Source organism: Streptomyces lothianensis (genome assembly GCF_047779955.1).
Lineage (GTDB): Bacteria > Actinomycetota > Actinomycetes > Streptomycetales > Streptomycetaceae > Streptomyces.
On the sequence record NZ_JBLMKT010000049.1, the window covers coordinates 116,898 to 141,096 of the forward strand.

The window sequence follows — 24,199 nt, forward strand, 5'->3', positions numbered from 1 at the left end:
GCCTCCCCCGGCGTCCCGGCCCCCGCCCCGGAAGGCTCCGCGTGCTCGCTCTCCGTCTGACCCGCGGCACCCATCCCGTCGTCCTGCTCCGTCGGCTCGCGGTCTCGGCCGCCGCGGCAGGCACCGGCTTCCTGCTGCTGAGCACGATGGGCCACGCCCTCGGTCACCCCGGCGCGGGCCGCGCCGGAATGCTCCGGCTCCTGTGGTGTCTGCCGCCGCTCGCCGCGACCGTGCAGCTCGCGGTGGCCGTCGCCCGCACCGACCCGGGCACCCGCGTCCAACGGGGCCTGTCGGCCGTCGGTTTCGGCCCGCACCGCATGATGCTGCTCGCCGCGGTCAACACCCTGATGTCCTGCGCGCTCGGCTCGATGCTCGCACTCGCCTTCTTCCTCCATCTGCGCGGAGACCTCACCGGACTGCCGATGGACGGCGAGGCCGCCGCGCTCCTGGGCGCGGGCCGGAGCCTGCCGTTCGCCGCCGCCCTGACCCTGCTCGCCCTCACCCCGCTCACCGCCGCCGCGGCCTGCGCCCTCGCGCTGCGCCCGCGCCGCCCGCACCCCGGCGAGCTGCTCGCCCCCGCGCGGCCCGAACCACCCGCCCCCGCCCCGACCGGACTGCCGTGGGGCATGGCGCTGATCGCGGCGGGCCTGACCGTGGAGCTGATCGCGGCCGGGCGCGACGGCATGGGGATGCCGCTTCCCGGACATCTGGCGGCGACCCCGGCCGGGGTCCTGGCCGGCTGGGCCGTCACGGCCCTCGGACTCGCGCTCGCGGGCCCCGGCCTCACCCACCTCTGCGGCCGCCTGCTGCAGTCCCGCAGCCCCGATGCCGTGCGGCTGCTCGCGGGCCGGGTGCTGCAGGAAGAGGCCGCACGGATCGGGCGGCCGCTCGGCGTGGTGTGCGCGGTCGTCTCCGCCGCGGTCGCCGCGCTGTTCCTGTACACGGGCCCGGCAAGGTCCTTCGGCCCGCTCACCGCACTCGGCGGCTCCCTGGTGGCGGCCTGCACCCTGCTCGCGCTGCTCACGGCGGCCGTCGAGGCCCGCCAGGCCCGGGCGCACACGAGGACCGTACTGCTGCGGCTCGGGGCTCCCCGGACCGTGCTCAGGTCCGCCGTGGCGCTCAGGACGGCCGTGCTGCTCGCCCTGTTCACGCCGCTGACCTGCGTCATCGCGCTCCTCGCTGCGGCCCCCTTGAGAAACTGAAAAACTTCTCGCCGAGGGCCGATGAGTTCTCCCCCGGCCCGCCGTCTAACCCTGCGTAGCGAACGACATCGACACAGGAGCGGATGACAATGGCGGACAACGCGTACCAGCAGATGGTCTTCATCAACCTCGCGACGAAGGACCTCGACGCGGCGAAGAAGTTCTACACGGAACTGGGTTACACCATCAACCCCCAGTTCAGCGACGAGAACACCGCCTCGGTGGTGATCAGCGACAGCATCGTGATCATGCTGCTCACGGAGGCGAAGTTCGGCGAGTTCGCCTCGAAGCCGCTCGCCGACTCCAAGGCGGCCAACGAGACGCTGATCGCTCTGAGCGCCGAGAGCCGCACCGCGGTGGACGAGCTGTGCGACCGCGCGCTCGCCGCCGGCGGCTCCCCCGCGAAGGACCCCCAGGACTACGGCCAGATGTACGGCCGCTCCTTCCAGGACCCGGACGGCCACCACTTCGAGGTCATGTGGATGGACCCGGCCATGGTCGAGGGCTGATCCTGGAAGCAGTGCTGATCCTGGAAGCAGGCCCGATCCTGGAAGCAGCAAGGCGTCCCCGGCGAGCAAGCGGAGGCCCGAGATGGCCGGAGTCACGAACACCCCGACGCGCCTCACGCAGGGCACCCGCACCCCGGGCGGGATCGGGGAGTCCACGCTCCGGCCCGACGGGACGCTCAAGACGACGGGCGAGTTCGCCTATGCCTCGGACCTCTGGCACGAGGACATGCTGTGGGGCCACACCCTGCGCGCCCCGCACGCGCACGCCCGTATCACCCGCCTGGACACCGGTCCGGCCCTGAGCCTTGCCGGTGTCCGGGCGGTTCTCAGCCACGAGGACCTCCCGCACGCGAAGAAGTACGGCCTGGAGATCACCGACCAGCCCGTCCTGTGCGACGGCCGGGTCCGCTTCCACGGCGAACCCGTCGCCCTGGTCGCGGCCGATCATCCGGAGACCGCGCGGCGGGCCGCGGAACGGATCATCGTCGAGTACGAGGTGCTGCCCGCCCTCACCGACGAGGCCACCGCGACCGCCCCGGACGCCCCCGTACTGCATCCGGACCGCGAGGACGCGCACGCCCGTCACGTACCGCACCCCAACATCCTGCACCGCCAGCCGGTCACCCGCGGCGATCTGGCGGCGGCCCGGGCCCGCGCCGATGTGATCGTGTCCGGGGACTACGAGGTCGGCATGCAGGACCAGGCCTTCCTCGGCCCCGAATCGGGCCTCGCGGTACCGGCCGAGGACGGCGGGATCGACCTGTACGTGTCCACGCAGTGGCTGCATGCGGACCGCAGGCAGATCGCCCCGGTGCTCGGACTGCCCGAATCGAAGGTGCGGCTCACGCTCTCAGGCGTCGGCGGCGCCTTCGGCGGCCGCGAGGACCTGTCGATGCAGGCGCACGCCTCACTGCTCGCACTGCACACGGGCCGCCCGGTGAAGATGGTCTACAACCGGTACGAATCCTTCTTCGGTCATGTCCACCGCCACCCCGCGAAGCTGCACTACGAGCACGGAGCCACCCGCGACGGCAAACTGACGCATGTGGCCGCGCGGATCGTGCTCGACGGCGGCGCCTACGCCTCCTCGACCCCGGCGGTGGTCGGCAACGCGGCCTCGCTCGGCCTCGGCCCGTACGACTGCCCGGTGGCCGCCATCGAGGTGCTCGGCCTGTACACCAACAACCCGCCCTGCGGGGCGATGCGCGGCTTCGGCGCGGTGCAGGCCTGCTTCGCCTACGAGTCCCAGATGGACCGGGTGGCAGCCGAACTCGGCCTGGACCCGGTGGACTTCCGGCAACGCAACGCCATGCGGCAGGGCTCGGTCATGCCGACCGGGCAGCGCGTGGACTCCCCCGCCCCGGTCGCCGAACTCCTGCGCCGCGTCAAGGAACTGCCCCTGCCGCCCGAGGCCCCCTGGGAGGCTGCGGGCGGCCCGGCGGACCTGCGGGAACTGCCCGGCGGCCTGTCCAACACGACGCACGGCGAAGGCGTCGTACGGGGTGTGGGCTATGCGGTCGGCATCAAGAACGTCGGCTTCTCCGAAGGCTTCGACGACTACTCCACCGCCCGCGTCCGCCTCGAAGTCCTCGCCGGGCAGCCCGTGGCGACCGTGCACACGGCGATGGCCGAGGTGGGGCAGGGCGGGGTGACGGTGCACGCCCAGATCGTCCGCAGCGAACTGGGCGTCTCGCAGGTGACACTGCGGCCCGCGGACACCTCGGCGGGCAACGCGGGCTCGACCTCCGCGTCCCGGCAGACGTACGTCACCGGTGGTGCGATCAAGCACACCTGCGAGGAGGTCCGGGCGGCCGTACTGGCCCTCGGGCAACGGAAGTTCGGCTGGCCCTCCGTGACGGGCCTGCGGCTCGCGGGCGGCAAGGTGACGGGGGCGGACGGCGAGATCCTCGCCGAACTCGCGGACGTCCTCGGCACCGAGGCCGTCGACGTGGAACGGGAATGGCGCCACCGGCCCACCAAGGCCTTCGATCCGGTGACCGGACAGGGCGACGGGCATGTGCAGTACGCCTTCGCGGCACACCGCGCGGTGGTCGAGGTGGACGTGGAACTCGGCCTGGTGAAGGTGGTGGAGCTGGCCTGCGCCCAGGACGTCGGCAAGGCGCTGAACCCGCTCTCGGTCCTCGGCCAGGTCCACGGCGGCTCGACGCAGGGCCTCGGGCTCGCGGTCATGGAGGAGATCGTCCTCGATGCCTCGGCTTCCCTGGTCCGCAACCCGTCCTTCACGGACTACCTGATCCCGACGATCCTCGACACCCCGCCGATGCCCGTCGACCTCCTGGAACTCGCCGACCCGCACGCCCCCTACGGCCTGCGCGGCGCGGGCGAGGCCCCGACGCTGTCCTCGACCCCGGCGATCGTCGCGGCCATCCGCCGGGCGACGGGCCGCGACCTGCGGAGGGTGCCGGTGCGTCCGGAGCACATCGTCGACCTTTCCAGCCCCGCCGGCAATCCCGGCCCCGCAGGCAACCCCAGCCCCGCCGGCGTTTGAGGCGATCCGAACGAAGTTCGGATGCGGGGGTCCGGGGGCAGAGCCCCCGGTTTCGGGAAGGGGCGGGGCGGGGCGGGGAGAAAGCGCCGCAGGCCCCCCCCGCTCACCCACCGACAGCGGCCCCGGGGTGATCACCACTCACTGATAAGCGGCTCACCCGGCTCCCGGCGGTGCCAGGACTCCGTGAGACGGTCCAGCCGCGCGGGGGCAGCGATACCACGCACCACGGCGATCCGACCGTCCGCGAGATCGAAGGTCACGGCGCCGACCACCCGCCCCTCAGGGATGAACAGGATGGCGGGCCCGCCGTTGACCCACGCGAAGTGAACGGCGGACACCCCACCCGCCAAGCGCTGCTTCGCAGGCGTGGAGCGGAACCCGGCCCGTGCGATGGCCGCGATGCGCTCCGGGGTGTCGTAGCGCATCAGCTTCGCACTCAGGCCCGCGCCGTCCGATACGGCGGTCGCGTCATCGGTGAGCAGCGCCACCAGACGCTCGGTGCGCCCCGAGGTCGCGGCGATCATGAACTCCTCGACGAGCCTGCGCGCGGAGGCGGGATCGACCTCGCCGCGGCGGCGCGCGGCGGTGACGCGGCCGCGCGCCCGGTGCAGGTGCTGCTGGCTCGCCGACTCGCTGATGTCGAGGATCTCCGCGATCTCGGCATGGCTGTGCGAGAACGCCTCCCGCAGGAGATAGACCGCCCGCTCCACCGGGGAGAGCCGCTCCATCAGCGTCAGCACGGCGAGGGAGACCGATTCGCGCTGCTCGAAGGTCTCGGCGGGCCCGAGCATCGGATCGCCTTCGAGGAGCGGCTCGGGCAGCCAGGCGCCGAAAGTGCGTTCATGGCGGGCCTGGGCCGAGCGGAGCCGGTCCAGGCACAGGTTGGTGACCACCTTGGTCAGCCAGGCCTCGGGCACCCTGATCCGCTGCCGGTCCGCGGCCTGCCACTGCAGGAACGCGTCCTGGACGATGTCCTCGGCATCCCCGGCCGAGCCGAGCATGCGGTAGGCCAGCGAGGCGAGCCGGCGGCGGCTCGCTTCGAAGAGGCCGGTGTCGAAGCGGTCGACGGCTGCACTGTCCACGGGCATCACCTCAGAGTCCGTCCGGCCGGTCACGGGAGTCCGTCCGGCCGCTCACGCCCGGGATACGGCGGCCTTCTCGTGCGCCGCCGCCGTGGTGGAGCCGTCGGACGACGCGACCAGGCGGTGCCTGCGCTTGGGAAGTCCGAACGTCGGGTGCGCGGTGGCCCACAGCGAGCCTTTGATGATGACCGCCTTGATCCGCGCAGCCTTCCGGCCGCCCACGTACTTCGGCTTGCCCTGCGCCTGCGCGTCGATCGGCTGCAGGATCCCGTCCCGTCGCCCGAGGCTGATGTGGTTGAGGGTGTACACGAGCTTGGTGTGCGGGACCTCGCGTCCGGTGAGCCGGGCGAGGAGCGCCTCGATCGCCTGCATGGCGGTGTAGCCGGCCGAGCCGCAGGACATGGGCAGCGGCAGCCCGTTGTCGCCGACGGCGTGCACGGCGTCGCCGATCGCGTACACCTCGGGGTGTGAGACCGAGCGCATGGTGCGGTCGACGACGATCCGCCCGCTCCCGGTCACCTCCAGGCCGCTGACGGCCGCGAGCGGGCCGACCGCGAAACCGGCCGTCCACACGGTCGCGTCGGAGGTCACCTCGGTGCCGTCGGAGCAGCGCACCCGTGCGGCTTCCACGGATGCGACGGTGGTGTGCTCCAGGACCGTGATGCCGAGGCGTTCGCAGGCTCGGCGCAGGTGGCCGCGGGCCCCGGTGCCGAGCCTTTCACCGAGCTCGCCGCGGGCGATCAGGGTCACGGAGAGCCCGGGCCGGTTCTCGGCGAACTCGGTGGCGGTCTCGATGCCGGTCAGTCCGTCGCCGACGACCACGACGCGGCCTCCTTCGCCCAGCCCGTCCAGGCGGGAGCGCAGCCGCAGCGCCGCGGGCCGGGCGGCCACGTCGAAGGCGTGCTCGGCGACCCCGGGGACGCCGTGGTCTGCGGCGCGGCTGCCGAGCGCGTAGAAGAGCGTGTCGTAGCCGAGCTCGGCGCCGCCCTCGTCATCCGCCACGGTGACGGTCCGGCGCTCCGGGTCGAGTGCGGTGACCCGTCCCAGGCGCAGGCGGATGCCCGTACCGGCGAAGATGTCGGCGAGCCTGCGGGGCTCGACCTCGTGGCCGGCCGCGAGCTGGTGCAGACGCATCCGCTCGACGAAGTGCTCCGCCGCGTTGACCACGGTGATCTCGGCGTCCTCGGCGGAAAGCCGGCGCGCCAGGACCCCGGCCGCGTAGGCCCCTGCGTAGCCGGCGCCGAGGACGAGGATGCGGTGCTTCATGGGGTGCTCCGATCGGGTCGGTGGGTCGCGTGTCCGTGTCGCTGTCGATCTCTGTGCCTGTGTCGCTGGCTGCGTCGCTGTCCGTGTTGCTGTCTGTGTCGCTGTCTCTGTCCGTCTCGCTGCTTGAACGGGACAGCCTGCCGATCCCTGACAGACAGCACGTGTGAGGTGAGCCACAGGGCCTCGCCTCCTCCTGCGAGCGACGCCGGAGGCGGCGATGGCGCCGCGGATCGCACCGGTGGACGCGGTGGAGGAGACCGCCGAGACGCTGCGGCGGCTCAGACCCCCAGAGCCACGACCTCCGCCGCATCGAACGCCACCCCGACCGCGCTCCCCTGCTCGGGCGCGTCCCGCAGCGCGCAGGCCGCCTCGATGCGGGGCGCGTTCGAGGGCTGCAGCTGCAGCGTGACATGCGTCCCGCGGAAGGTGCGGGCGGCGACCATGCAGGTCAGCTGGGCTTCGGCGGTCGGCACCAGACGTACGCCCGCGGGCCGTACCAGGAGCGGGCAGGGACCGGAAGGCGTGTCCGGCGGGACGGGGATCTTGCCCCAGACGGTGTCGGCCGCCTCCCCCGTCACCATCGCCTCGACCACGTTGTCGAAGCCGAGGAAACGGGCCACGAAGGCGTCCGCGGGCCGCTGCCACACCTCCAGCGGCGCCCCGGACTGGGCGATCCGCCCCTCGCGCATGACGACGACCCGGTCCGCGAGGGCGAAGGCCTCGCCCTGGTCGTGGGTGACGGCGAGGACGGTGGTGCCCAGTTCACCGAAGAGCTCCCGCAGTTCGACCACGAGGCGTTCGCGGAGCGAGCGGTCGAGCTGGCCGAGCGGTTCGTCGAGCATCAGGAGCCGCGGCCGCGGCGCGAGGGCGCGGGCCAGCGCCACCCGCTGCTGCTCGCCGCCGGAGAGCGAGCCGATGGCCCGGCGCCCTGCGCCCGGCAGCCCGACCAGGTCCAGCAACTCGGCCACCCGCTTGGCCTGTTCGGCCTTCGAGGCGCCGTGCATACGCAGCCCGAAGGCCACGTTCCCGCCCACATCACGCTGCGGGAACAGCTGATGGTCCTGGAACATCAGACCCACGCCCCGTCGGTGCGCGGGCGTACCCCGCTGGTCGCGCCCGCCGAGCAGCACCCGCCCAGAGTCGATGCCCTGCAGCCCCGCGACCACCCGAAGCAGCGTCGACTTGCCGCTCCCGCTCGGGCCGAGCACACAGACGATCTCGTGCTCGGCGACCTCCAGGTCCACGGCGTCCAGCGCCGTATGCCCGCCGAATCGGACCCGTACGTCCGACAGGCCGAGCAGGGTCGGCGAGCCTGTCTCACCACGGACGGTCATCGGAACTCCCCCGGCTTGACGGTCATCAGAACTCCCCGGTCCGGTCCGTGCGCATCCGCTCCAGGAGCAAGAGCGACACCGCGCACACCAGCATCAGGAGGGTGGAAAGGGCCATCGCCTGCCCGTAGTTCAGCTCCCCGGCCCGCCCGAGCAGCGTGGCCACGGCGACTGGCAGGGTCGGATTATCCGGCCGGGCGATGAACACGGTCGCCCCGAACTCGCCGAGCGAAACGGCGAAGGCGAAACCGGCCGCGATGAGCAGCGCCCGCCGTACGAGCGGCAGATCGACCTCGCGCCACACCCGCCACGGCGAGGCCCCGAGCACGGCCGCCGCCTCCCGCAGCCGCTCGTCGACGGCCCGCAGCACGGGCAGCATCGTGCGTACGACGAAGGGGACGCCGACCAGTGCCTGGGCCAGCGGCACCAGGATCCAGGAGGCACGCAGGTCGAGCGGCGGCTCGTCGAGCGTGATCAGGAACCCGAAGCCGACGGTCACCGCCGAGACCCCGAGCGGCAGCATGAGCAGCGCGTCGAAGCCGCGTACGAGACGGCCCGCGCGGCGGGTGAGCGCCATCGCCGCGAGCCCGCCGATCAGCACGGCGATGGCGGTGGCGACCACCGCGTACTCCAGTGAGTTGCCCACGGCGTCGATCGGCGGGACGAGGAAGGCCCCGCCTTCCGCAGAGGTCAGCGCCCGGAAGTAGCCGAGCCCGAGGCCGCCTGCGGTGGCGAAGGAGCGCTGCACGAGCACCCCGAGCGGCAACACGATCAGCAGCGCGACGGTCAGCAGCACCCCGGCGAGCAGCGCCCACTGCCCAGCACCGCGGGGTTTGCGTGCCGTCTGCGCCGGATCGACAAGTCTCAGTGTCGACTCACGGCGCCGTACGGTCCAGGCGTGCAGGGCGAGGATCGAGAGCACCGCCACGAACTGCACCATCGTCAGCACGGCGGCCGTGTCGAGGGCGAGCAGCTGAGCAGTCTGCCGGTAGATCTCCACTTCGAGCGTGGCGAACGAGGGCCCGCCGAGGATCATGACGACGCCGAAGGAGCTGAAGGTGAACAGGAACACCATCAGCGCGGCCGCCGCGACCGCAGGACCGAGCGCGGGCAGGGTCACCTTGCGCCAGGCCGCGAAGCGCGAGGCACCGAGCATCCGCGCGGCCTCCTCCTGCCGCGGGTCGAGCTGCGACCAGAGCCCGCCGACGGTGCGGACGACCACCGCGTAGTTGAAGAAAACATGCGCAAGGAGAATCGCCCAGACCGTGGTGTCCAGACGCATCCCCCATGCCTCGTCGAGCAGCCCGCCGCGCCCGAGCAGCGCCAGAAAGGCGGAGCCGACGACGACGGTGGGCAGCACGAACGGGACGGTGACCACGGCACGCAGGAGCTGCTTGCCGGGGAAGTCGAAGCGCGCGAAGACATACGCGCCGGGGAGCGCGATCAGGAGCGTGAGCGCGGTCGAGGCGAGCGCCTGCCAGGTGGTGAACCACAGGACGTCGAGGATCACCGGATCGGCGAGCACCTCGCCGAACCGGCCGAAGCGCCAGCTCCCGTCAGCCTCCTTCAGACCACGGCCGACGATCGACGAAACCGGATAGGCGAAGAACAGCGCGAAGAACACGACCGGCACGACCAACAGGCCGAACCGGATCGCGCCACCCTTCACATCCCGCACAGACACCGCCCGTACAGGCACCTTCCGCACAGGCCCCTTCCCTGCAGGCCCCTCCCTTACAGGCAGGTCTACTTCACGACGACCGACTGCCACGACTTGATCCAGTCCTCACGGTTGTCCGCGATCTTCTTCGGATCCATGGTCTGCGGGTCGACGGCCTGCTCGCCGAACTCCGTGAACAGGCTCGGCAGCTCGGCGCCTTCGATCACCGGGTTGACGAACATCTGCAGCGGCATGTCCTCCTGGAACTGCTTCGAGATCAGGAAGTCGATCAGCGCCTTGCCGCCCGCCTCGTTCTTCGCACCCTTCAACAGCCCCGCGAACTCGGTCTGCCGGAAGCAGGTGCCGGTGGCGACGCCGGTCGGCGCCTCCTTGGGCTTGTCCTCGGCGTAGAGAACCTCGACGGGCGGGCTGGAGGCATACGAGACGACGAGCGGCCGGTCGGCCTTCGCCTTCTTGCCGCCGGCCGAGCCGGAGAACTCCTCGTTGTACGCCTGCTCCCAGCCGTCGACGACCTTGACGCCGTTGTCCTTCAGCTTGGACCAGTAGTCCTGCCAGCCGTCGTCGCCGTACTTCGCGGCCGTGCCGAGCAGGAAACCGAGGCCGGGCGAGGAGGTCGCCGCGTTCTCGGTGACGAGCAGGTCCTTGTACTCGGGCTTGACCAGATCGTCGAACGTCTGCGGCGGGTCGAGCTTCTTCTCCTCGAAGTACGCCTTGTCGTAGTTGACGCAGATGTCGCCGGTGTCGATGGGCGTGACACGGTGCTTGCCCTGATCGAGCTGCAGACCGGCCGGAACCTTGTCCAGCCCCTCCGCCTCGTACGCCTCGAAGATCTCGTTGTCGAGGGCGCGCGAGAGCAGCGTGTTGTCGACGCCGAAGAAGACATCGCCCTGCGGGTTGCCCTTGGAGAGCACGGCCTTGTTGACGGCCTCGCCCGCATCACCGCTCTTGAGGACCTGGACCTTGTAGCCGGACTGCTTCTCGAACGCCGCGAGCACTTCCTTCGAGGCATTGAAGGAGTCGTGGCTGACGAGGGTGACGGTCTTGGAGCCTGAATCCTCGCCGGACCCGGTGCCCGACGACTCGCCACTGCCGCAGGCGGCTAGAGCGAGCAGACCGAGGCCGGTGGCCACGGCGGTGACGGTGACGCTTCTGGTGTTGCTCACTGATTCCTCCTGGAAGTGACCAGGAAGAGACGCGGCCCCGCCCGGAGACCGCCGAGGGTTTCCGGGCAGGGCGCAACAGCATGGAGTGGTGACCGAACTTCCTACCCAGAATGACCTGGGCAAGGTTCAGAGGGTCTGCGGCGGCCGGATCGTGCTGATCTTGGCGTCCGCACTCTCAGCGCTGTGGCGCTCCCCTGTCGGAATATGCAGATGTTTCCAGCCAGGCTACCTGGTGGCCGCCGGACACCCGTACGGGTCTCAGCGCTCGGACGCCGTACGCGTACCGGAGCACCCTCTCACGCAGCTCAGCGCTCGGAAGCCGCAAGCTGACCGCAGGCCCCGTCGATCTCCTGCCCCCGGGTGTCCCGGATCGTCACCGGAACCCCATGCGCGGCGATCGCCTCGACAAAAGCCTTCTCGTCCTCGGGCCGCGAGGCCGTCCACTTGGAGCCGGGCGTCGGATTCAGCGGAATCAGGTTGACGTGCACCCGCTTCCCCTTGAGCAGCCGCCCGAGCAGGTCCCCACGCCAGGCCTGGTCGTTGATGTCCCGGATCAGCGCGTACTCGATGGAAATCCGGCGCCCCGACTTCTCCGCGTACTCCCACGCGGCATCGAGCACCTCCCGCACCTTCCACCGCGTATTGACCGGTACGAGGGTGTCGCGCAGCTCGTCGTCCGGAGCATGCAGCGAAACGGCGAGCCGGCACTTGAAGCCCTCGTCGGCGAAGCGCAGCATCGCCGGAACCAGCCCGACGGTGGAGACAGTGATCCCCCGCTGACTCAGACCCAGCCCATCGGGCTCCGGGTCGGTCAGCCGCCGAATGGCCCCCACCACCCTGTTGTAGTTGGCGAGCGGCTCACCCATCCCCATGAACACGATGTTGGACAGCCGCGCCGGCCCGCCCGGCACCTCCCCGTCCCGCAGCGCCCGCATACCGTCCACGATCTGGTGCACGATCTCGGCGGTCGACAGGTTCCGGTCAAGGCCGGCCTGCCCTGTCGCACAGAACGGACAGTTCATCCCGCACCCGGCCTGCGACGAGATACACATCGTCACGCGGTCGGGATACCGCATGAGCACGGACTCGACGAGCGTCCCGTCATGCAGCTTCCACAGGGTCTTGCGGGTGGTGTCGTCATCACAGGAGATATGCCGCATGACGGACATCAGCTCCGGCAACAACGCCTCCTGCAGCTTCCCGCGCGAGGCGGCCGGAATATCCGTCCACTCGGCAGGATCATGGGCATACCGCGCGAAGTAGTGCGCGGACAGCTGCTTCGCACGAAACGGCTTCTCCCCGACAGCGGCGACAGCGTCCTTGCGCTCAGCAGGCGAAAGATCGGCAAGATGCCGCGGCGGCTTCTTGGCTCCGCGGGGGGCGACGAATGTAAGTTCTCCGGGCTTAGGCATGGCTGTACCAGTGTCGCAGACAAATGGACATGCCCTGCGGTCGCCACTGTGGAGGGTTCGGAGGGCAGCCGCCGCTACCTGCGCACGCTGCGGGCCAGCCAGGGGGTCAGGAGGGTGCTGGGGATCAGTTCCCTGTAGGTCTCGTCGCCCGGGAGCGGGACGATCAGCCACTGGCCCGGTGGGAAGAACTTGCCCTTCACGTACGCCAGGCCGCCGTAGACGGAGCGGAGGAAGGCCGGTACCGCGTCTCGCGGGACATCGTGGAAGTCCACTCCGTCGACGGTGATCGTGGCGTCGTCCTCGGGGAAGAGGCGCACGCTGACCACGGGGGCTCCGCCCAGTTCGACGAACGCCTCGTGCGGCAGCGAGCCGTCCGGGTCGAGGACGGTGAAGGCACCTGCCGAGGTCCGTCGTGAGGTCTGGTCCGCGCCGATGGAGTCTTCGACGGTCATCTCGCGGTTCTGTTCCTCCGCGATCGTGTGGAGAGCGGTGACGGCGGATTCGGTGGTCGGCAGGTGCGGGTGATCCATATGGATGATCATGTCGTACCCGCACGGCGGTCTCGCATCCGGATGCGCCTGCATGCCCCGTATGCGCCCGTACGCGGTCGCATACGGCACGGAGCCCGTCCCCGGAAGGACGAGCCCCGTGCCGTACGAACCGGACAAGACGAGCCGTCGTCAGCCGGTGCCGACGAAGACCACGAACAGGAGCCACACCACCGGTGCCGTCGGCAGGAGGGAGTCGAGGCGGTCCATGATGCCGCCGTGGCCCGGCAGGAGCGTGCCCATGTCCTTGATGCCGAGGTCGCGCTTGATCATCGACTCGCCGAGGTCACCGAGCGTGGCGCTCGCCGCGACCGCGAGGCCGAGCAGCAGGCCCTGCCACCACGCGCCGTCGTCGATGAGGAACTGCATGCACAGTGCGCCCGCGACCATCGCGAAGGAGACCGCGCCGAGCAGTCCTTCGCGTGTCTTGCCGGGGCTGATGCGCGGCGCCAGCTTGTGCTTGCCGAAGCGCCAGCCGACCGCGTACGCGCCCGTGTCGCTGACCACCGTCAGGAGCAGGAAGGTCAGGACCCGCTGCGGACCGTCGTCCGCCGTGAGCATCAGGGCGACGAAGGTGGCGAGGAACGGCACGTAGAAGGCGGCGAAGACGCCGGCTGTGACGTCCTTGAGGTAGCCCTCGGGGGGTTCCGTCATCCGCCAGACCAGGACCGCGAGCGCGGTCAGGGCCATCGCCACCCAGGCGCCCTCGGCGCCGCGGATGTATCCCGCGACGACCATGGCCGCGCCGCCGACGGCGAGCGGCACAAGCGGCGCCTTGATCTGCTTGCGCTCCTGCAGGCGTGTGGTGAGTTCCCACAGGCCGACCACGACGGCGAGCGCTATGACGCCGACGAAGACCGCCTTGACGATGAAGAGCGAGGCGATGATCACCGCACCGAGGCCGACACCGACGCCTATGGCCGCGCGCAGGTCGCGGCCTGCCCGCTTCTTCTGCCTGGAGGCAGGAGCGGCGGGAGCGGCAGGAGTGTCGGGGGTGGCCGAGGCGTCGGGGGTGGCAGGGGTGGCCGACGCGGGGTGTGTGTGCGGCGGGGTGCCCGGCACCGACGGAGCCCCGGCCTGCGCACTGTGGTCCCCGGCCTGGGGCGCCGCGTGGCGCGGCGGCTCGGGCTGTTCACCCGAAGGTGCGGGGGCTGCGCTGGGCATGGGCTCCTGTGGCATCTCGTCGCGGAACAGGGGGCCGCTCAGCCGAGAGGCCCCCGTTCCGTACTGGTCCTGGTCCATGCCCGGTCCGCCCGCTGCCGTCCGCATGGGTGCGACGTCGGCATCCGGCAGGACGGGCATGGGCCGGGTCTGCTGAACTTCCGGCTCATCGTAGGCAGGACCCGCCTCGGGGCGCCCCTGGACAGGGCCCATCTCGGGCGGCCCCCAATAGCCGGCCTGCGGCGGAGCCCCCCAGGAAGAGTCGTTCATCAGACCTCGAGCAGCTCGGCTTCCTTGTGCTTGAGCAGCTCGTCCACCTGTGCGACGTACTTCGAGGTGGTGTCGTCGAGCTCCTTCTCGGCGCGCCGGCCCTCGTCCTCGCCGACCTCGCCATCCTTGATCGCCTTGTCGATCGTCTCCTTGGCCTTGCGGCGCACGGAGCGGATCGAGATCTTGGAGTCCTCGGCCTTGCCCTTGGCGACCTTGATGAACTCGCGGCGGCGCTCCTCGGTCAGCTCCGGGAAGACCACCCGGATGATGTGACCGTCGTTGCTCGGGTTGACGCCCAGGTCGGAATCGCGGATCGCCTGCTCGATGTTGCGCAGGGCGCTCTTGTCGAACGGGGTCACCACGGCCATCCGCGGCTCGGGCACGGAGAACGAGGCCAGCTGGTTGATCGGCGTCAGGGCGCCGTAGTAGTCGGCCACGATCTTGTTGAACATCGCCGGGTGCGCACGCCCGGTGCGGATCGCGGCGAAGTCGTCCTTGGCGACCAGGACGGCCTTCTCCATCTTCTCCTCGGCCTCGAGGAGGGTCTCTTCGATCACCACTTGCTCCTGCGTGTCTTGAGTGGCCCGGCATGCACGGGGCGGCCGGCTAGGTCCGTCTCTTTCCTGCACGGTGTCCGACCGGCAGGGGCTTTGTCCATCCCCGTACCGACGCCGCCGAAGCCGCGGGCCCGGCGGCGGACGGTACGGGATGTCCCCCGGAGCGACCATGTCCTCCGGATTGCTCCGGACTGCTCCGGATTGCTCCGGATTGCTCCGGAAGGAACAGTCAGCTCCCGGAAGGAACCGTCAGCTCCGGGTGCCCCGGTCGCTCACGAGCGTGCCGATCTTCTCACCCTTGACGGCGCGGGCGATATTGCCCTCCGCCAGAAGTTCGAAGACGAGGATCGGCAGCGCGTTGTCCCGGCACAGGGTGATCGCGGTCATGTCGGCGACCTTGAGGTCACGCGTGATGACCTCGCCGTATTCGAGGGCGTCGAACTTGACCGCGTCGGGGTTCTTGTTCGGGTCGGAGTCGTAGACCCCGTCGACACCGTTCTTGCCCATGAGCATCACCGAGGCGTCGATCTCCAGGGCGCGCTGCGCGGCGGTGGTGTCGGTGGAGAAGTACGGCATGCCCATACCGGCGCCGAAGATGACGACGCGGCCCTTCTCCAGGTGCCGTACGGCGCGCAGCGGGATGTACGGCTCCGCGACCTGGCCCATGGTGATGGCGGTCTGGACGCGGGAGTCGATGCCTTCCTTCTCCAGGAAGTCCTGCAGGGCGAGGCAGTTCATGACCGTGCCGAGCATGCCCATGTAGTCGGAGCGGGCCCGGTCCATGCCGCGCTGCTGCAGCTCGGCGCCGCGGAAGAAGTTGCCGCCGCCGATGACCACGGCGATCTGCGCGCCGTCGCGGACGACCGCGGCGATCTCGCGGGCGATGGCGTGCACCACGTCGGGGTCGACGCCGAGACCGCCGCCGCCGGCGAAGGCCTCACCGGAGAGCTTCAGCAGGAAGCGGCCGGACTTCTTGCCGTCGGTGCTGTGGCCGGCATGGGACATGGGGTTCTCCCTTGTGGTGCTGTGGTGCACGTCCGTCACGCGCATCGGTGATGCACATACGAGAAGGCCATTGCCGGGGCTGGGATCTCCCTGCGCGGCAATGGCCTCCTCGTCAGTTCTGCGGTCGTCCGCCCGTCCGCGAGGCGTGGGCGGGCGACTGCCATCGACCCTATCGGGGTCTACCGTCGGTCGCGGTACGGACTCAGATGCCGACCTTGATGCGCGAGAAGCGCTTCAGGGTGACACCGGCCTCGGCCAGGACCTTCTCGACGGTCTTCTTGTTGTCCAGCGCGTAGGGCTGACCCAGGAGGGTGGCCTCCTTGAAGAAGCCGTTGACGCGACCCTCGACGATCTTCGGGAGCGCGGCCTCCGGCTTGCCCTCGGCGCGGGTGGTCTCCTCGGCGACGCGGCGCTCCGACTCGACGACCTCGGCCGGAACGTCCTCACGGGAGAGGTACTTCGGCGCGAAGGCGGCGATGTGCTGCGCGATGCCCTTGGCGGTCTCGGCGTCGGCCTTGTCGAACTCGACGAGAACACCGATCTGCGGGGGCAGGTCGGGCATCGTGCGGTGCATGTAGGCGTAGACGAAGCCGTCACCGAACTGCGCGAAGCGGTCCAGGACGATCTTCTCGCCGAGGTTGGCGTTCGCCTCGTCGACGAAGGCCTGCACGGTCTTGCCGGCCTCGATCTCGGAGGCGAGCAGCGCCTCGAGGTCGGCCGGGGAGGTCTTCGCGACGTGCTCGGCGATCTGGTTGGCGACGGCCTGGAACTTGTCACCCTTGGCGACGAAGTCGGTCTCGCACTTCAGCTCGACGATGACACCGGAGGTGTTGTCGTCGGCGATGAGGGAGACGACGGCGCCGTTCTCGGCGGAGCGGCCCTCGCGCTTGGCGACGCCCTTCTGGCCCTTGATTCGGAGCGCCTCGACGGCCTTGTCGACGTTGCCCTCGGCCTCGTCGAGCGCCTTCTTGCAGTCCATCATGCCTGCGCCGGTGAGCTCACGGAGCTTCTTGACGTCGGCGGCGGTGTAGTTCGCCATGATTCAGTGAATCTTTCTCGAAGTCTGTGTACGGGGGGACGGCGGGGGCTTGGTCGGCCCCCGCCGTCACTTACCGAAACTGGAACCCAGGGGTGAGATTCAGGCCTGCTCGGCCGGCTTCTCGGCCTCGGCGGGCTTCTCGGCCTCAGCCGGCTTCTCGGCGGCCGGGGCCTCCTGGGCGTCAGCCTTCTTCTCGCCCTCGAGGAGGTCGCGCTCCCACTCGGCGAGCGGCTCGCCGGCCTGCTTCTCGCCCTTGCCCTCGCCGGCACCACCGGAACGGGCGATGAGGCCCTCGGCGACGGCGTCGGCGATGACGCGGGTGAGCAGCGTGACGGAGCGGATCGCGTCGTCGTTGCCGGGGATCTTGTAGTCGACCTCGTCGGGGTCGCAGTTGGTGTCGAGGATCGCGACGACCGGGATGTTCAGCTTGCGAGCCTCGCCGACGGCGATGTGCTCCTTCTTGGTGTCCACGATCCAGACGGCGCTGGGCACCTTCTGCATCTCGCGGATACCACCGAGGGTCTTCTCCAGCTTGGCCTTCTCACGCGAGAGGACCAGGAGCTCCTTCTTGGTCAGACCCGAGGCGGCGACGTCGTCGAAGTCGATCTGCTCGAGCTCCTTGAGGCGCTGCAGACGCTTGTAGACGGTCGAGAAGTTGGTGAGCATGCCGCCCAGCCAGCGCTGGTTCACGTAGGGCATGCCGACGCGGGTGGCCTGCTCGGCGATGGCCTCCTGCGCCTGCTTCTTCGTGCCGACGAACATGACCGTGCCGCCGTGGGCGACGGTCTCCTTGACGAACTCGTAGGCGCGGTCGATGTACGACAGCGACTGGAGCAGGTCGATGATGTAGATGCCGTTGCGCTCGGTGAAGATGAAGCGCTTCATCTTCGGGTTCCAACGGCGGGTCTGGTGACCGAAGTGGACGCCGCTTTCCAGCAGCTCCCGCATCGTGACGACGGCCATGGCCGTACTCCTTGTGTGTTCTCGGTTGTGTACCTGACGCCCACGCGCGCCCAGCCGCGTACGTGTGGATGTACGGGGACCGATTGGGCACTGACTCCGACGGCTCGAAAGCGCGGCGTCGGGGCGTGCGAAGTCGACCCGGTGACCCGGATCGCCACCAGAAGTGTACGGGACCGTGGGGGCACCGGGTGACGCCACTGTCCACAAGCGGCTGGTTGTCCACAGCCCGCGGCGCGAATCCCTCTCTTCTGGGACTGTCGCGGGCATGTACGAAACGGTGTTCTGCAGGGCGGCCGGCGGGCTGCGGGGGCCTCGGGGGCGGCGGCCCCGTCCGGGGCGCGGACGTGGGCGGTGGTGGGGGTTACGGGTCCGGCTGCCCCACCACGGCGGGGTGCCGGCTGTCGTGGGGGCGGTGATCGCCTTGGCTGGGGCGGTGGCGGTGATCGCGGCCACGGCCACGGCGGGAGCTCATGGTGGTTCGGGGCCTGGACGGGCGAGCGTGGGCCTGGGGCCGGGGGTGATGACCGCGGGCTCCCGCCCGGTCACGAGCGCGGAGGCCGTGGCGGACCCGGGCGCCGAGGAGCCGGGCGGCGAGGAGCCGGGCGGCGGGCGCGCGTGGCCCGTCGGGGAGCGACCGCCGGTGGTACGCGGGTGGGATCCGCCCGCCTCTCCGTACGGCGCCGGTCATCGGGGCGTGGACCTGGCGGCCGCGCCGGGTACACCGGTGCGTGCGGCCGCCGCGGGCAGGGTCTCCTTCTCCGGGCAGGTGGCGGGCCGCGGCGTGCTCTCCCTCGAGGTTGCGGGCACGGGCGAGCCGCCGCTGCGGACGACCTACGAGCCGGTGCGGGCGCTGGTCGACGAGGGCGAGGAGGTGAGCGCGGGCCAGGTGGTCGCCGTCCTGGCGAACGGCCCGTTCCACTGCCCCGGCACCGGCTGCCTCCACTGGGGCCTGCTCCGTGGGGACACCTACCTCGACCCGCTCGGCCTGCTCCCGGGGTGGATGCTCCACCGGGGCCCGTCCCGCCTGCTCCCGGTCTTCAACGTGCCGGAACCACCCTCGGCCCCGGAACCAACCTCGGCCCCGGAACCAACCTTGATCCCGGAACCAACCTTGGTCCCGGATCCACCCTCGATCCGCACGACCCGGGCGCCGGCTCCTGCCGTGCCGCCTTTCGCGGCCGGGCCCACGGACTTCCTCCAAGCGGCAGTCCTGACCCTGACGGCGGGACTGGCTCACCGCTGCCTCACCCGCCGACACCCCAGCACCCCGCGCCCTCGGCCCGGTCCGGGGCCGGGTCCGGACCCGGTTTCCGAGGCCGAACAGGTCCGGCGCGATCGGGGCCTACGGGACCAAGCCCCCTGGGGCACACCGTCAGCCGCAAACGCCGCGCAAGGCCATTGCGACCGCCGCGTCCGTGATGCTCGACGCGTCCTCCACCCCGCCCAGCTCGATCCGCCGCACCGCGGCGTCGACGACACCCTGCAACAGCATGGCGGCGAGCCGAGGCTGATCATGGCCCAACGCCTCCAGCGCCTCGACGATCATCGCCACCAGGCCGCCGTGCGCGGCCCGGATCTTCTCCCGGGCGCCCGCGTCCAGTTCGCTGGAGGAGATCGCGACCACGGCGCGGTGCCGCTGGTCACCGACGAGCGCCAGCTGCGCCCGCACATACGCCTCGACCTTGTCCGTGGGCGTGGGCGCCGCCTCCATCGCGGCCTCGACCTCCGCCGCCCACACGGGGAAGTCGACCTCGCACAGCTCCTCGACAACAGCCGCGCGGGAGCGGAAGTACTCGTAGACGGAGGATCTGGCCAGGCCGGTCCGCTCGGCGAGTGCGGGGAAGGTCAGCGCCTCCGTCCCGCCCTCGGACAGCAGGGAACGCGCGGCGTCGAGAAGGGCGCCACGCTGCATCGACCGGTGCTCGGCCACTGAGGCCGCTCGAATCCTGGGCACGGTGTCCACTCTACGGAGCCTCCCCGTGGCGGAGCCACAGCGCCGCACACCCGGCCCGGCAGGACCGATTCAGCGACCGAAGCCGGCCAGCTTCGCCCGCAGCTGCAGCACCGACTTGGTGTGGATCTGGCTGACCCGACTCTCCGTCACACCGAGCACATTGCCGATCTCGGCCAGTGTCAGGCCTTCGTAGTAGTAGAGCGTCACGACGGTCTTCTCGCGGTCGGGCAGGGTGTTGATCGCCCGGGCGAGCAGCCGCCGCAACTCGCGGTCCTCGGCCACCTCGACGGGGTTGTCCGCCGTGGTGTCCTCCAGCGTCTCCATGAGGCTCAGCCGGTCGCCCTCGGCGCCGACATGCAGCAGCTCCTCCAGCGCCACGACGTTCGCAAGCGACAACTGGCTGAAGACCGCATGCAGTTCCTCGACCGCGATCCCCATCTCGGACGCCACCTCGGCCTCCGAGGGCGTACGCCGCAGCTGCGCCTCCAGTGTGGCGTAGGCGCGCTCCACATTGCGCGCCTTCTGCCGCACGGAACGGGGGATCCAGTCCAGTGCGCGCAGTTCGTCGATCATCGCACCCCGGATGCGCGTGATCGCGTAGGTCTCGAACTTGATCTCGCGCTCGATGTCGAACTTCTCGATCGCGTCAATCAGGCCGAACACACCGGAGGACACGAAGTCCGCCTGCTCCACATTGGACGGCAGTCCCACACTCACCCGGCCCGCCACGTACTTGACCAGGGGCGAGTAGTGCAGGATCAGCTGCTCGCGCAGCCGTTCGTCGCCCGATGTCTTGTACGACCGCCACAGTTCGTCGAGCGACGAGGGTGCGGGCGGCCGCTCACCGCCGCGGGCGGCTGAGGGAAGTGCCGCGCGGTCAGACCCGGAGGTGTGCTGGGGCATTCGTGGCCTTGTGCCGTTCTGTGGAACCGAGAGCTGAAACCGAGTTGAGCCGTTTCGGAGTCGGGAACCTTGTGAGCGTAGCGTGACTGGAGTGTCGCAGTGCGCGAAGGGCAGGGGATCACCCTTGCTCGTATGGGCGCGATTGGACTTCGCCCGCTGACGCCTGGTTCGCGCCCAATGGGTCTTCGAGGGCCTCGGATCCCGGGAACCGCCCGGGTCACGGCCGGTCCGCCGGACGGCTCAACCGGTCATACCGCCCCCCTCTCGCCCCGTGCGGACGGACCGGGCGCCTGGCGTGTCAACTTCCAGCCGTCGCCGTGTCGTTCGACGAACCCCAGTGACTGCAGTTCGTACAGCCTGCCGACCGCCTCGTCCACGTCCGTCTGCGCGGCGCGCGCGATGCCCTCGGCCGCGACGGCGCCGCGCGCCGGCACTGCTTCGAGCACGCGCGCGGCCCGCGGGTCGAGGAGGTCCCTGGGCAGGATGGGGCCACGGCGCTCGGGAGCGAGTTCACCCATGCCGCCGACCTGTTCGATGACCTCGGCGGCTTCGGTGACCAGGGTGCCCTCGCCGCGCAGCAGTTGGTGCACTCCGGCGGAAAGTCCGCTGGTGGCGGGGCCCGGGACGCCCATGGTGTGCCGTCCGAGCGCCTGGGCGCGCCGCACGGTGATCAGGGCGCCGCTGCGCAGCGCGGCCTCCACGGCGACGGTGCCCCTGGTCAACGCCGCGATGACGCGGTTGCGCTGGATGAAGCGGAAGCGGGTCGGATGCGATCCGGGCGGTAACTCCCCCACCAGCAGTCCTTGTTCACCGATCCGGGCGAACAGTTGTCTGTGCCCCGAGGGGTACACATGGTCCACGCCGCACGCGAGGACGGCGATGGTCGCCCCGCCTTCGCACAGCGCGCCGCGGTGCGCGGCCGCGTCGATGCCGTACGCGCCGCCGGACACGACGATCCAGCCGCGCGCTGCGAGGTCCGCGGCAAGTGTCTGGGCCATGTGTGCCCCGTAGGCCGTGCAGGCACGCGAGCCGACCACGGAGACGGATCTCAGGGCCCAGATCCGCAACGAAGGCCGCCCTCTGACCCACAGGCCGACCGGCCTCGCATCGCCCAAGTCGTCCAGCTGCAGTGGCCATTCGGCATCCCCGGGGATCACGAACCGCGCGCCGGCCGCCGTGGAGGCTTCCAGGTCATGCTCGGGCCGCGCGGCCCGCAGGCGTGCGTCGAGTCCGATGAGGCGTGCGGGTTTCACCCCGTTCAGCGACTCGTCCTGCGCGGTGATCCGCTCGATGGTCCCCCTCACGCCGTACGACCGCAGCCAGCGCCCTGCGTGCTCGTCCCCCGGCTCGAACGCCCGCGCCAGCGCAAGGCGCCCCAGTCGCTCCTCTTCGTGCACGGCATCCGCGCACCCCGACCCGTCCGACACCGCACGCGCACCCGCACCCGCACCCGCACCCGCACATCCGGAGGTGTCCGCCGCCGCGTCCGTCCACCCGGTCCCGTCCGCCGCGGCATCCACGCCCCCGGACCCACCCGGCTCAGCCGGCCCCACCGACTGCTCCTGCCCCTGCGCCCCGCTCATCCGCCCGCCCCGATCACCATCGGCGCGCCGCGCGAGATCCCCGTGCGCAGTTGCAGTGCCAGACCGACGTCCGAGGCGTCGGGCCGTGGGTGGCCGACCAGGTCGGCGATCGTCCAGGCCACGCGCAGGACCCGGTCGAGGCCGCGGGCGGTGAGCAGGCCGTGTTCCAGGTCCCGCTCGGCGCAGGCCATCGCCCCGGGTGCCGCTCGCCAGCGGGTGCGCAGCTCGTGGCCGGGCACTTCGGCGTTGGTCCGCCATGGCGCTCCGTCGAGGCGGGCCAGGGTCCGCTCGCGGGCGGCGCGCACCCGGTCCGCCACGCAGGACGTGGGCTCCCCGCCGCCGAGCTCGCCCACGAGCTCGGTGCGGGTGACGCGCTCCACCTCGACCTTGAGGTCGACGCGGTCGAGCAGGGGTCCGGAGAGGCGCGCCTGATAGCGCCGCACCATCGCGGGCAGGCATTCGCAGCCGTCGCCCATGACCGTGTACTGCCCACAAGGACAGGGGTTCGCGGCCAGGACCATCTGGAACCGGGCAGGCAGCCGCACCACCCCCGCCGCCCTGGCCACGATCACATGCCCGGACTCCAGCGGCTGCCGCAGCGAGTCCAGCGCCTTCGGGCTGAATTCCGGCGCCTCGTCCATGAAGAGCACCCCACGGTGGGCCAAGGACACCGCCCCCGGCCTGGGCAGTCCGTTCCCGCCTCCGATCAGGGACTGCATGGTCGCCGAGTGGTGGGGTGCGCAGTAGGGCGGCATGTCGACCAGCGGCCGTCCCGGTGGCAGCATGCCCGCCACCGAGTGGACGGCCGTGACCTCCAGGGCCTCCGGGCGGGTCAGCGGCGGCATGATCGCGGGCAGCCGTTCGGCGAGCATGGTCTTGCCCGCCCCTGGCGGTCCGGACAGGAACAGGTGGTGTCCGCCCGCCGCCGCGACTTCGAGTGCCGTGCGCGCCGAGGTCTGGCCGACCACATCGGCGAGATCGAGCGGCCGCTCCTGCTCCCCCACTCCCGAGAGCCCGGTGCCGACCCCCGCGCCCGGCACGAGCAGACCCGCGAGCGAGGCATCGGGGCACCCGGTGTCGTCGGACTCCTCGTCCGGCACCGGTTCGTCCCCGAGCACGGCGATGAGCTGACGCAGTGTGCGCACGCCGAGCACGGAGACTCCGGGCACCAGCTTCGCCTCCGCGGCCGTGGCCTCCGGCACCACCACCTTCCTGAAGCCGGCGTCGGCGGCCGCGAGCACGGCAGGCAGTACGCCCGGCACCGGCCTGACCCGCCCGTCGAGCCCCAGCTCGCCGATCATCACGACGTCGGCGAGCTCGCGGGGGTGGATCCGCTCTGCCGCACCGAGCACGCTGCATGCCACGGCGAGATCGAATCCGGAGCCCGCCTTGGGCACGGCAGCCGGGCTGAGCCCGACCGTGAGCTTCTTCTGCGGCCAGTCGGCTCCGGAGTTGACCACGGCCGAGCGCACCCGGTCCCGGCTCTCGGTGAGGCTCTTGTCGGGCATGCCGACGAGCGTGAAGGCCGCGACGCCGGGCTCCAGATCGGCCTGCACCTCCACGACGACGCCTTCGACACCGACGAGAGTCACCGCACACGTACGGGCGAAGGCCATCAGGCCACCCCCTGTACATGCTCGACCACCGGGGCGCCGCGCGACGGCAGCGTGACGCCGACGAGATCGATCCGCACGCCGCCGGGCGGCGGTCCGCCGTGGCCGCGCACCCAGCTCTCCGCGAGGGTGCGCAGCCGTTGCGCCTTGGCCGGTGTGATGGCCTCCATGGGGTGCTGGAAGGGCGCGGGTGCGCCCGGTGGTCCCGCTCTTCGGGTCTTGACCTCGCAGATGACCAGCGCGTCGCGGTCCATCGCGACGATGTCGATCTCTCCGCCGCGGCCCGCGCGCCAGTTGCGCGCCAGGATGTTCAGTCCGGCCTCGGTCAGCCGGCGTGCCGCCAGGTTCTCTCCGTATGTGCCCAGTGCACTGCGTGCGCTCATGGGGCATCACCTCCGGATTCGAAGGTGACGCAGAACCGCGAAAGTTGTTGATCTTGGTGGATTAC

Annotated in this window: 20 protein-coding genes and 1 pseudogene; 4 read left to right on the top strand and 17 right to left on the bottom strand. The window is 70.9% G+C overall.

The window, feature by feature from the left end; genetic code table 11:
- Window positions 1–41: 41 nt before the first annotated feature.
- The 3 genes from ACLF6P_RS17955 (at window position 42) to pucD (ending at window position 4,220) form a co-directional block, all read left to right on the top strand.
- Window positions 42–1,202, top strand: coding sequence for a hypothetical protein (locus ACLF6P_RS17955; protein ID WP_415951446.1), 1,161 nt, complete (start codon window positions 42–44; stop codon window positions 1,200–1,202).
- 89 nt (window positions 1,203–1,291) lie between these two features.
- The gene (locus ACLF6P_RS17960; RefSeq protein ID WP_415951448.1) at window positions 1,292–1,711 is read left to right on the top strand and encodes a VOC family protein; all 420 of its coding nucleotides are present in this window, start codon (window positions 1,292–1,294) and stop codon (window positions 1,709–1,711) included.
- A gap of 82 nt (window positions 1,712–1,793) precedes the next feature.
- On the top strand, window positions 1,794–4,220 hold the full coding sequence (gene pucD / locus ACLF6P_RS17965) for a xanthine dehydrogenase subunit D (RefSeq protein WP_415951450.1): 2,427 nt from the start codon (window positions 1,794–1,796) through the stop codon (window positions 4,218–4,220).
- 131 nt (window positions 4,221–4,351) lie between these two features.
- Here the strand turns inward: pucD and ACLF6P_RS17970 are convergent, their stop codons facing one another.
- The 12 genes from ACLF6P_RS17970 to rpsB form a co-directional block, all read right to left on the bottom strand.
- Entirely contained in the window at window positions 4,352–5,302 is a 951-nt protein-coding gene (locus tag ACLF6P_RS17970; RefSeq protein WP_415951452.1) for a sigma-70 family RNA polymerase sigma factor, read from the bottom strand.
- Between the two features lie 51 nt (window positions 5,303–5,353).
- On the bottom strand, window positions 5,354–6,568 hold the full coding sequence (locus tag ACLF6P_RS17975) for an NAD(P)/FAD-dependent oxidoreductase (RefSeq protein ID WP_415951453.1): 1,215 nt from the start codon (window positions 6,566–6,568) through the stop codon (window positions 5,354–5,356).
- A 278-nt stretch (window positions 6,569–6,846) separates the two neighbouring features.
- Window positions 6,847–7,902, bottom strand: coding sequence for an ABC transporter ATP-binding protein (locus tag ACLF6P_RS17980; RefSeq protein WP_415951454.1), 1,056 nt, complete (start codon window positions 7,900–7,902; stop codon window positions 6,847–6,849).
- A gap of 25 nt (window positions 7,903–7,927) precedes the next feature.
- A complete protein-coding gene (locus ACLF6P_RS17985) occupies window positions 7,928–9,553 on the bottom strand; it encodes an ABC transporter permease (RefSeq protein ID WP_415951556.1) in 1,626 nt (541 codons plus the stop codon).
- A gap of 92 nt (window positions 9,554–9,645) precedes the next feature.
- The gene (locus ACLF6P_RS17990) at window positions 9,646–10,743 is read right to left on the bottom strand and encodes a thiamine ABC transporter substrate-binding protein (RefSeq protein ID WP_415951456.1); all 1,098 of its coding nucleotides are present in this window, start codon (window positions 10,741–10,743) and stop codon (window positions 9,646–9,648) included.
- 305 nt (window positions 10,744–11,048) lie between these two features.
- A complete protein-coding gene (gene rlmN, locus ACLF6P_RS17995) occupies window positions 11,049–12,155 on the bottom strand; it encodes a dual-specificity RNA methyltransferase RlmN (protein ID WP_415951457.1) in 1,107 nt (368 codons plus the stop codon).
- Between the two features lie 74 nt (window positions 12,156–12,229).
- Window positions 12,230–12,685 (bottom strand): hypothetical protein, encoded by a 456-nt coding sequence (locus tag ACLF6P_RS18000; protein WP_415951459.1) that lies wholly within the window; start codon window positions 12,683–12,685, stop codon window positions 12,230–12,232.
- Window positions 12,686–12,835: 150 nt separating this feature from the next.
- Window positions 12,836–14,134: a phosphatidate cytidylyltransferase gene (locus tag ACLF6P_RS18005; protein ID WP_415951460.1), complete on the bottom strand. Its 1,299-nt coding sequence runs from the start codon at window positions 14,132–14,134 to the stop codon at window positions 12,836–12,838.
- Window positions 14,134–14,691 (bottom strand): ribosome recycling factor, encoded by a 558-nt coding sequence (frr, locus tag ACLF6P_RS18010; protein WP_415951461.1) that lies wholly within the window; start codon window positions 14,689–14,691, stop codon window positions 14,134–14,136. Before frr ends, ACLF6P_RS18005 begins: the two co-directional genes overlap by 1 nt.
- Before the next feature lie 249 nt (window positions 14,692–14,940).
- On the bottom strand, window positions 14,941–15,696 hold the full coding sequence (gene pyrH, locus ACLF6P_RS18015) for a UMP kinase (RefSeq protein ID WP_415951462.1): 756 nt from the start codon (window positions 15,694–15,696) through the stop codon (window positions 14,941–14,943).
- Window positions 15,697–15,898: 202 nt separating this feature from the next.
- Window positions 15,899–16,735, bottom strand: a complete 837-nt coding sequence (tsf, locus tag ACLF6P_RS18020) for a translation elongation factor Ts (protein WP_415951464.1) — start codon at window positions 16,733–16,735, stop codon at window positions 15,899–15,901.
- Between the two features lie 99 nt (window positions 16,736–16,834).
- Window positions 16,835–17,698 (bottom strand): 30S ribosomal protein S2, encoded by an 864-nt coding sequence (rpsB, locus tag ACLF6P_RS18025; RefSeq protein WP_415951465.1) that lies wholly within the window; start codon window positions 17,696–17,698, stop codon window positions 16,835–16,837.
- A 520-nt stretch (window positions 17,699–18,218) separates the two neighbouring features.
- Here rpsB and ACLF6P_RS18030 point away from each other — a divergent pair.
- Window positions 18,219–18,617: pseudogene (locus tag ACLF6P_RS18030) on the top strand (peptidoglycan DD-metalloendopeptidase family protein); the annotation flags it as partial.
- A gap of 453 nt (window positions 18,618–19,070) precedes the next feature.
- Here ACLF6P_RS18030 and ACLF6P_RS18035 read toward each other — a convergent pair.
- The 5 genes from ACLF6P_RS18035 to ACLF6P_RS18055 all read right to left on the bottom strand — a co-directional run bounded on the left by ACLF6P_RS18035 (window position 19,071) and on the right by ACLF6P_RS18055 (window position 24,134).
- Entirely contained in the window at window positions 19,071–19,628 is a 558-nt protein-coding gene (locus ACLF6P_RS18035) for a TetR/AcrR family transcriptional regulator (RefSeq protein ID WP_415951557.1), read from the bottom strand.
- 93 nt (window positions 19,629–19,721) lie between these two features.
- The gene (whiG, locus tag ACLF6P_RS18040) at window positions 19,722–20,555 is read right to left on the bottom strand and encodes an RNA polymerase sigma factor WhiG (RefSeq protein ID WP_415951467.1); all 834 of its coding nucleotides are present in this window, start codon (window positions 20,553–20,555) and stop codon (window positions 19,722–19,724) included.
- A 248-nt stretch (window positions 20,556–20,803) separates the two neighbouring features.
- Window positions 20,804–21,952 (bottom strand): DNA-processing protein DprA, encoded by a 1,149-nt coding sequence (gene dprA, locus ACLF6P_RS18045; protein ID WP_415951468.1) that lies wholly within the window; start codon window positions 21,950–21,952, stop codon window positions 20,804–20,806.
- Window positions 21,953–22,134: 182 nt separating this feature from the next.
- Window positions 22,135–23,754, bottom strand: a complete 1,620-nt coding sequence (locus tag ACLF6P_RS18050) for a YifB family Mg chelatase-like AAA ATPase (RefSeq protein WP_415951470.1) — start codon at window positions 23,752–23,754, stop codon at window positions 22,135–22,137.
- The gene (locus tag ACLF6P_RS18055; protein WP_415951471.1) at window positions 23,754–24,134 is read right to left on the bottom strand and encodes a YraN family protein; all 381 of its coding nucleotides are present in this window, start codon (window positions 24,132–24,134) and stop codon (window positions 23,754–23,756) included. The genes ACLF6P_RS18050 and ACLF6P_RS18055 overlap by 1 nt, the downstream gene beginning before the upstream one ends.
- Between the last annotated feature and the right edge of the window lie 65 nt (window positions 24,135–24,199).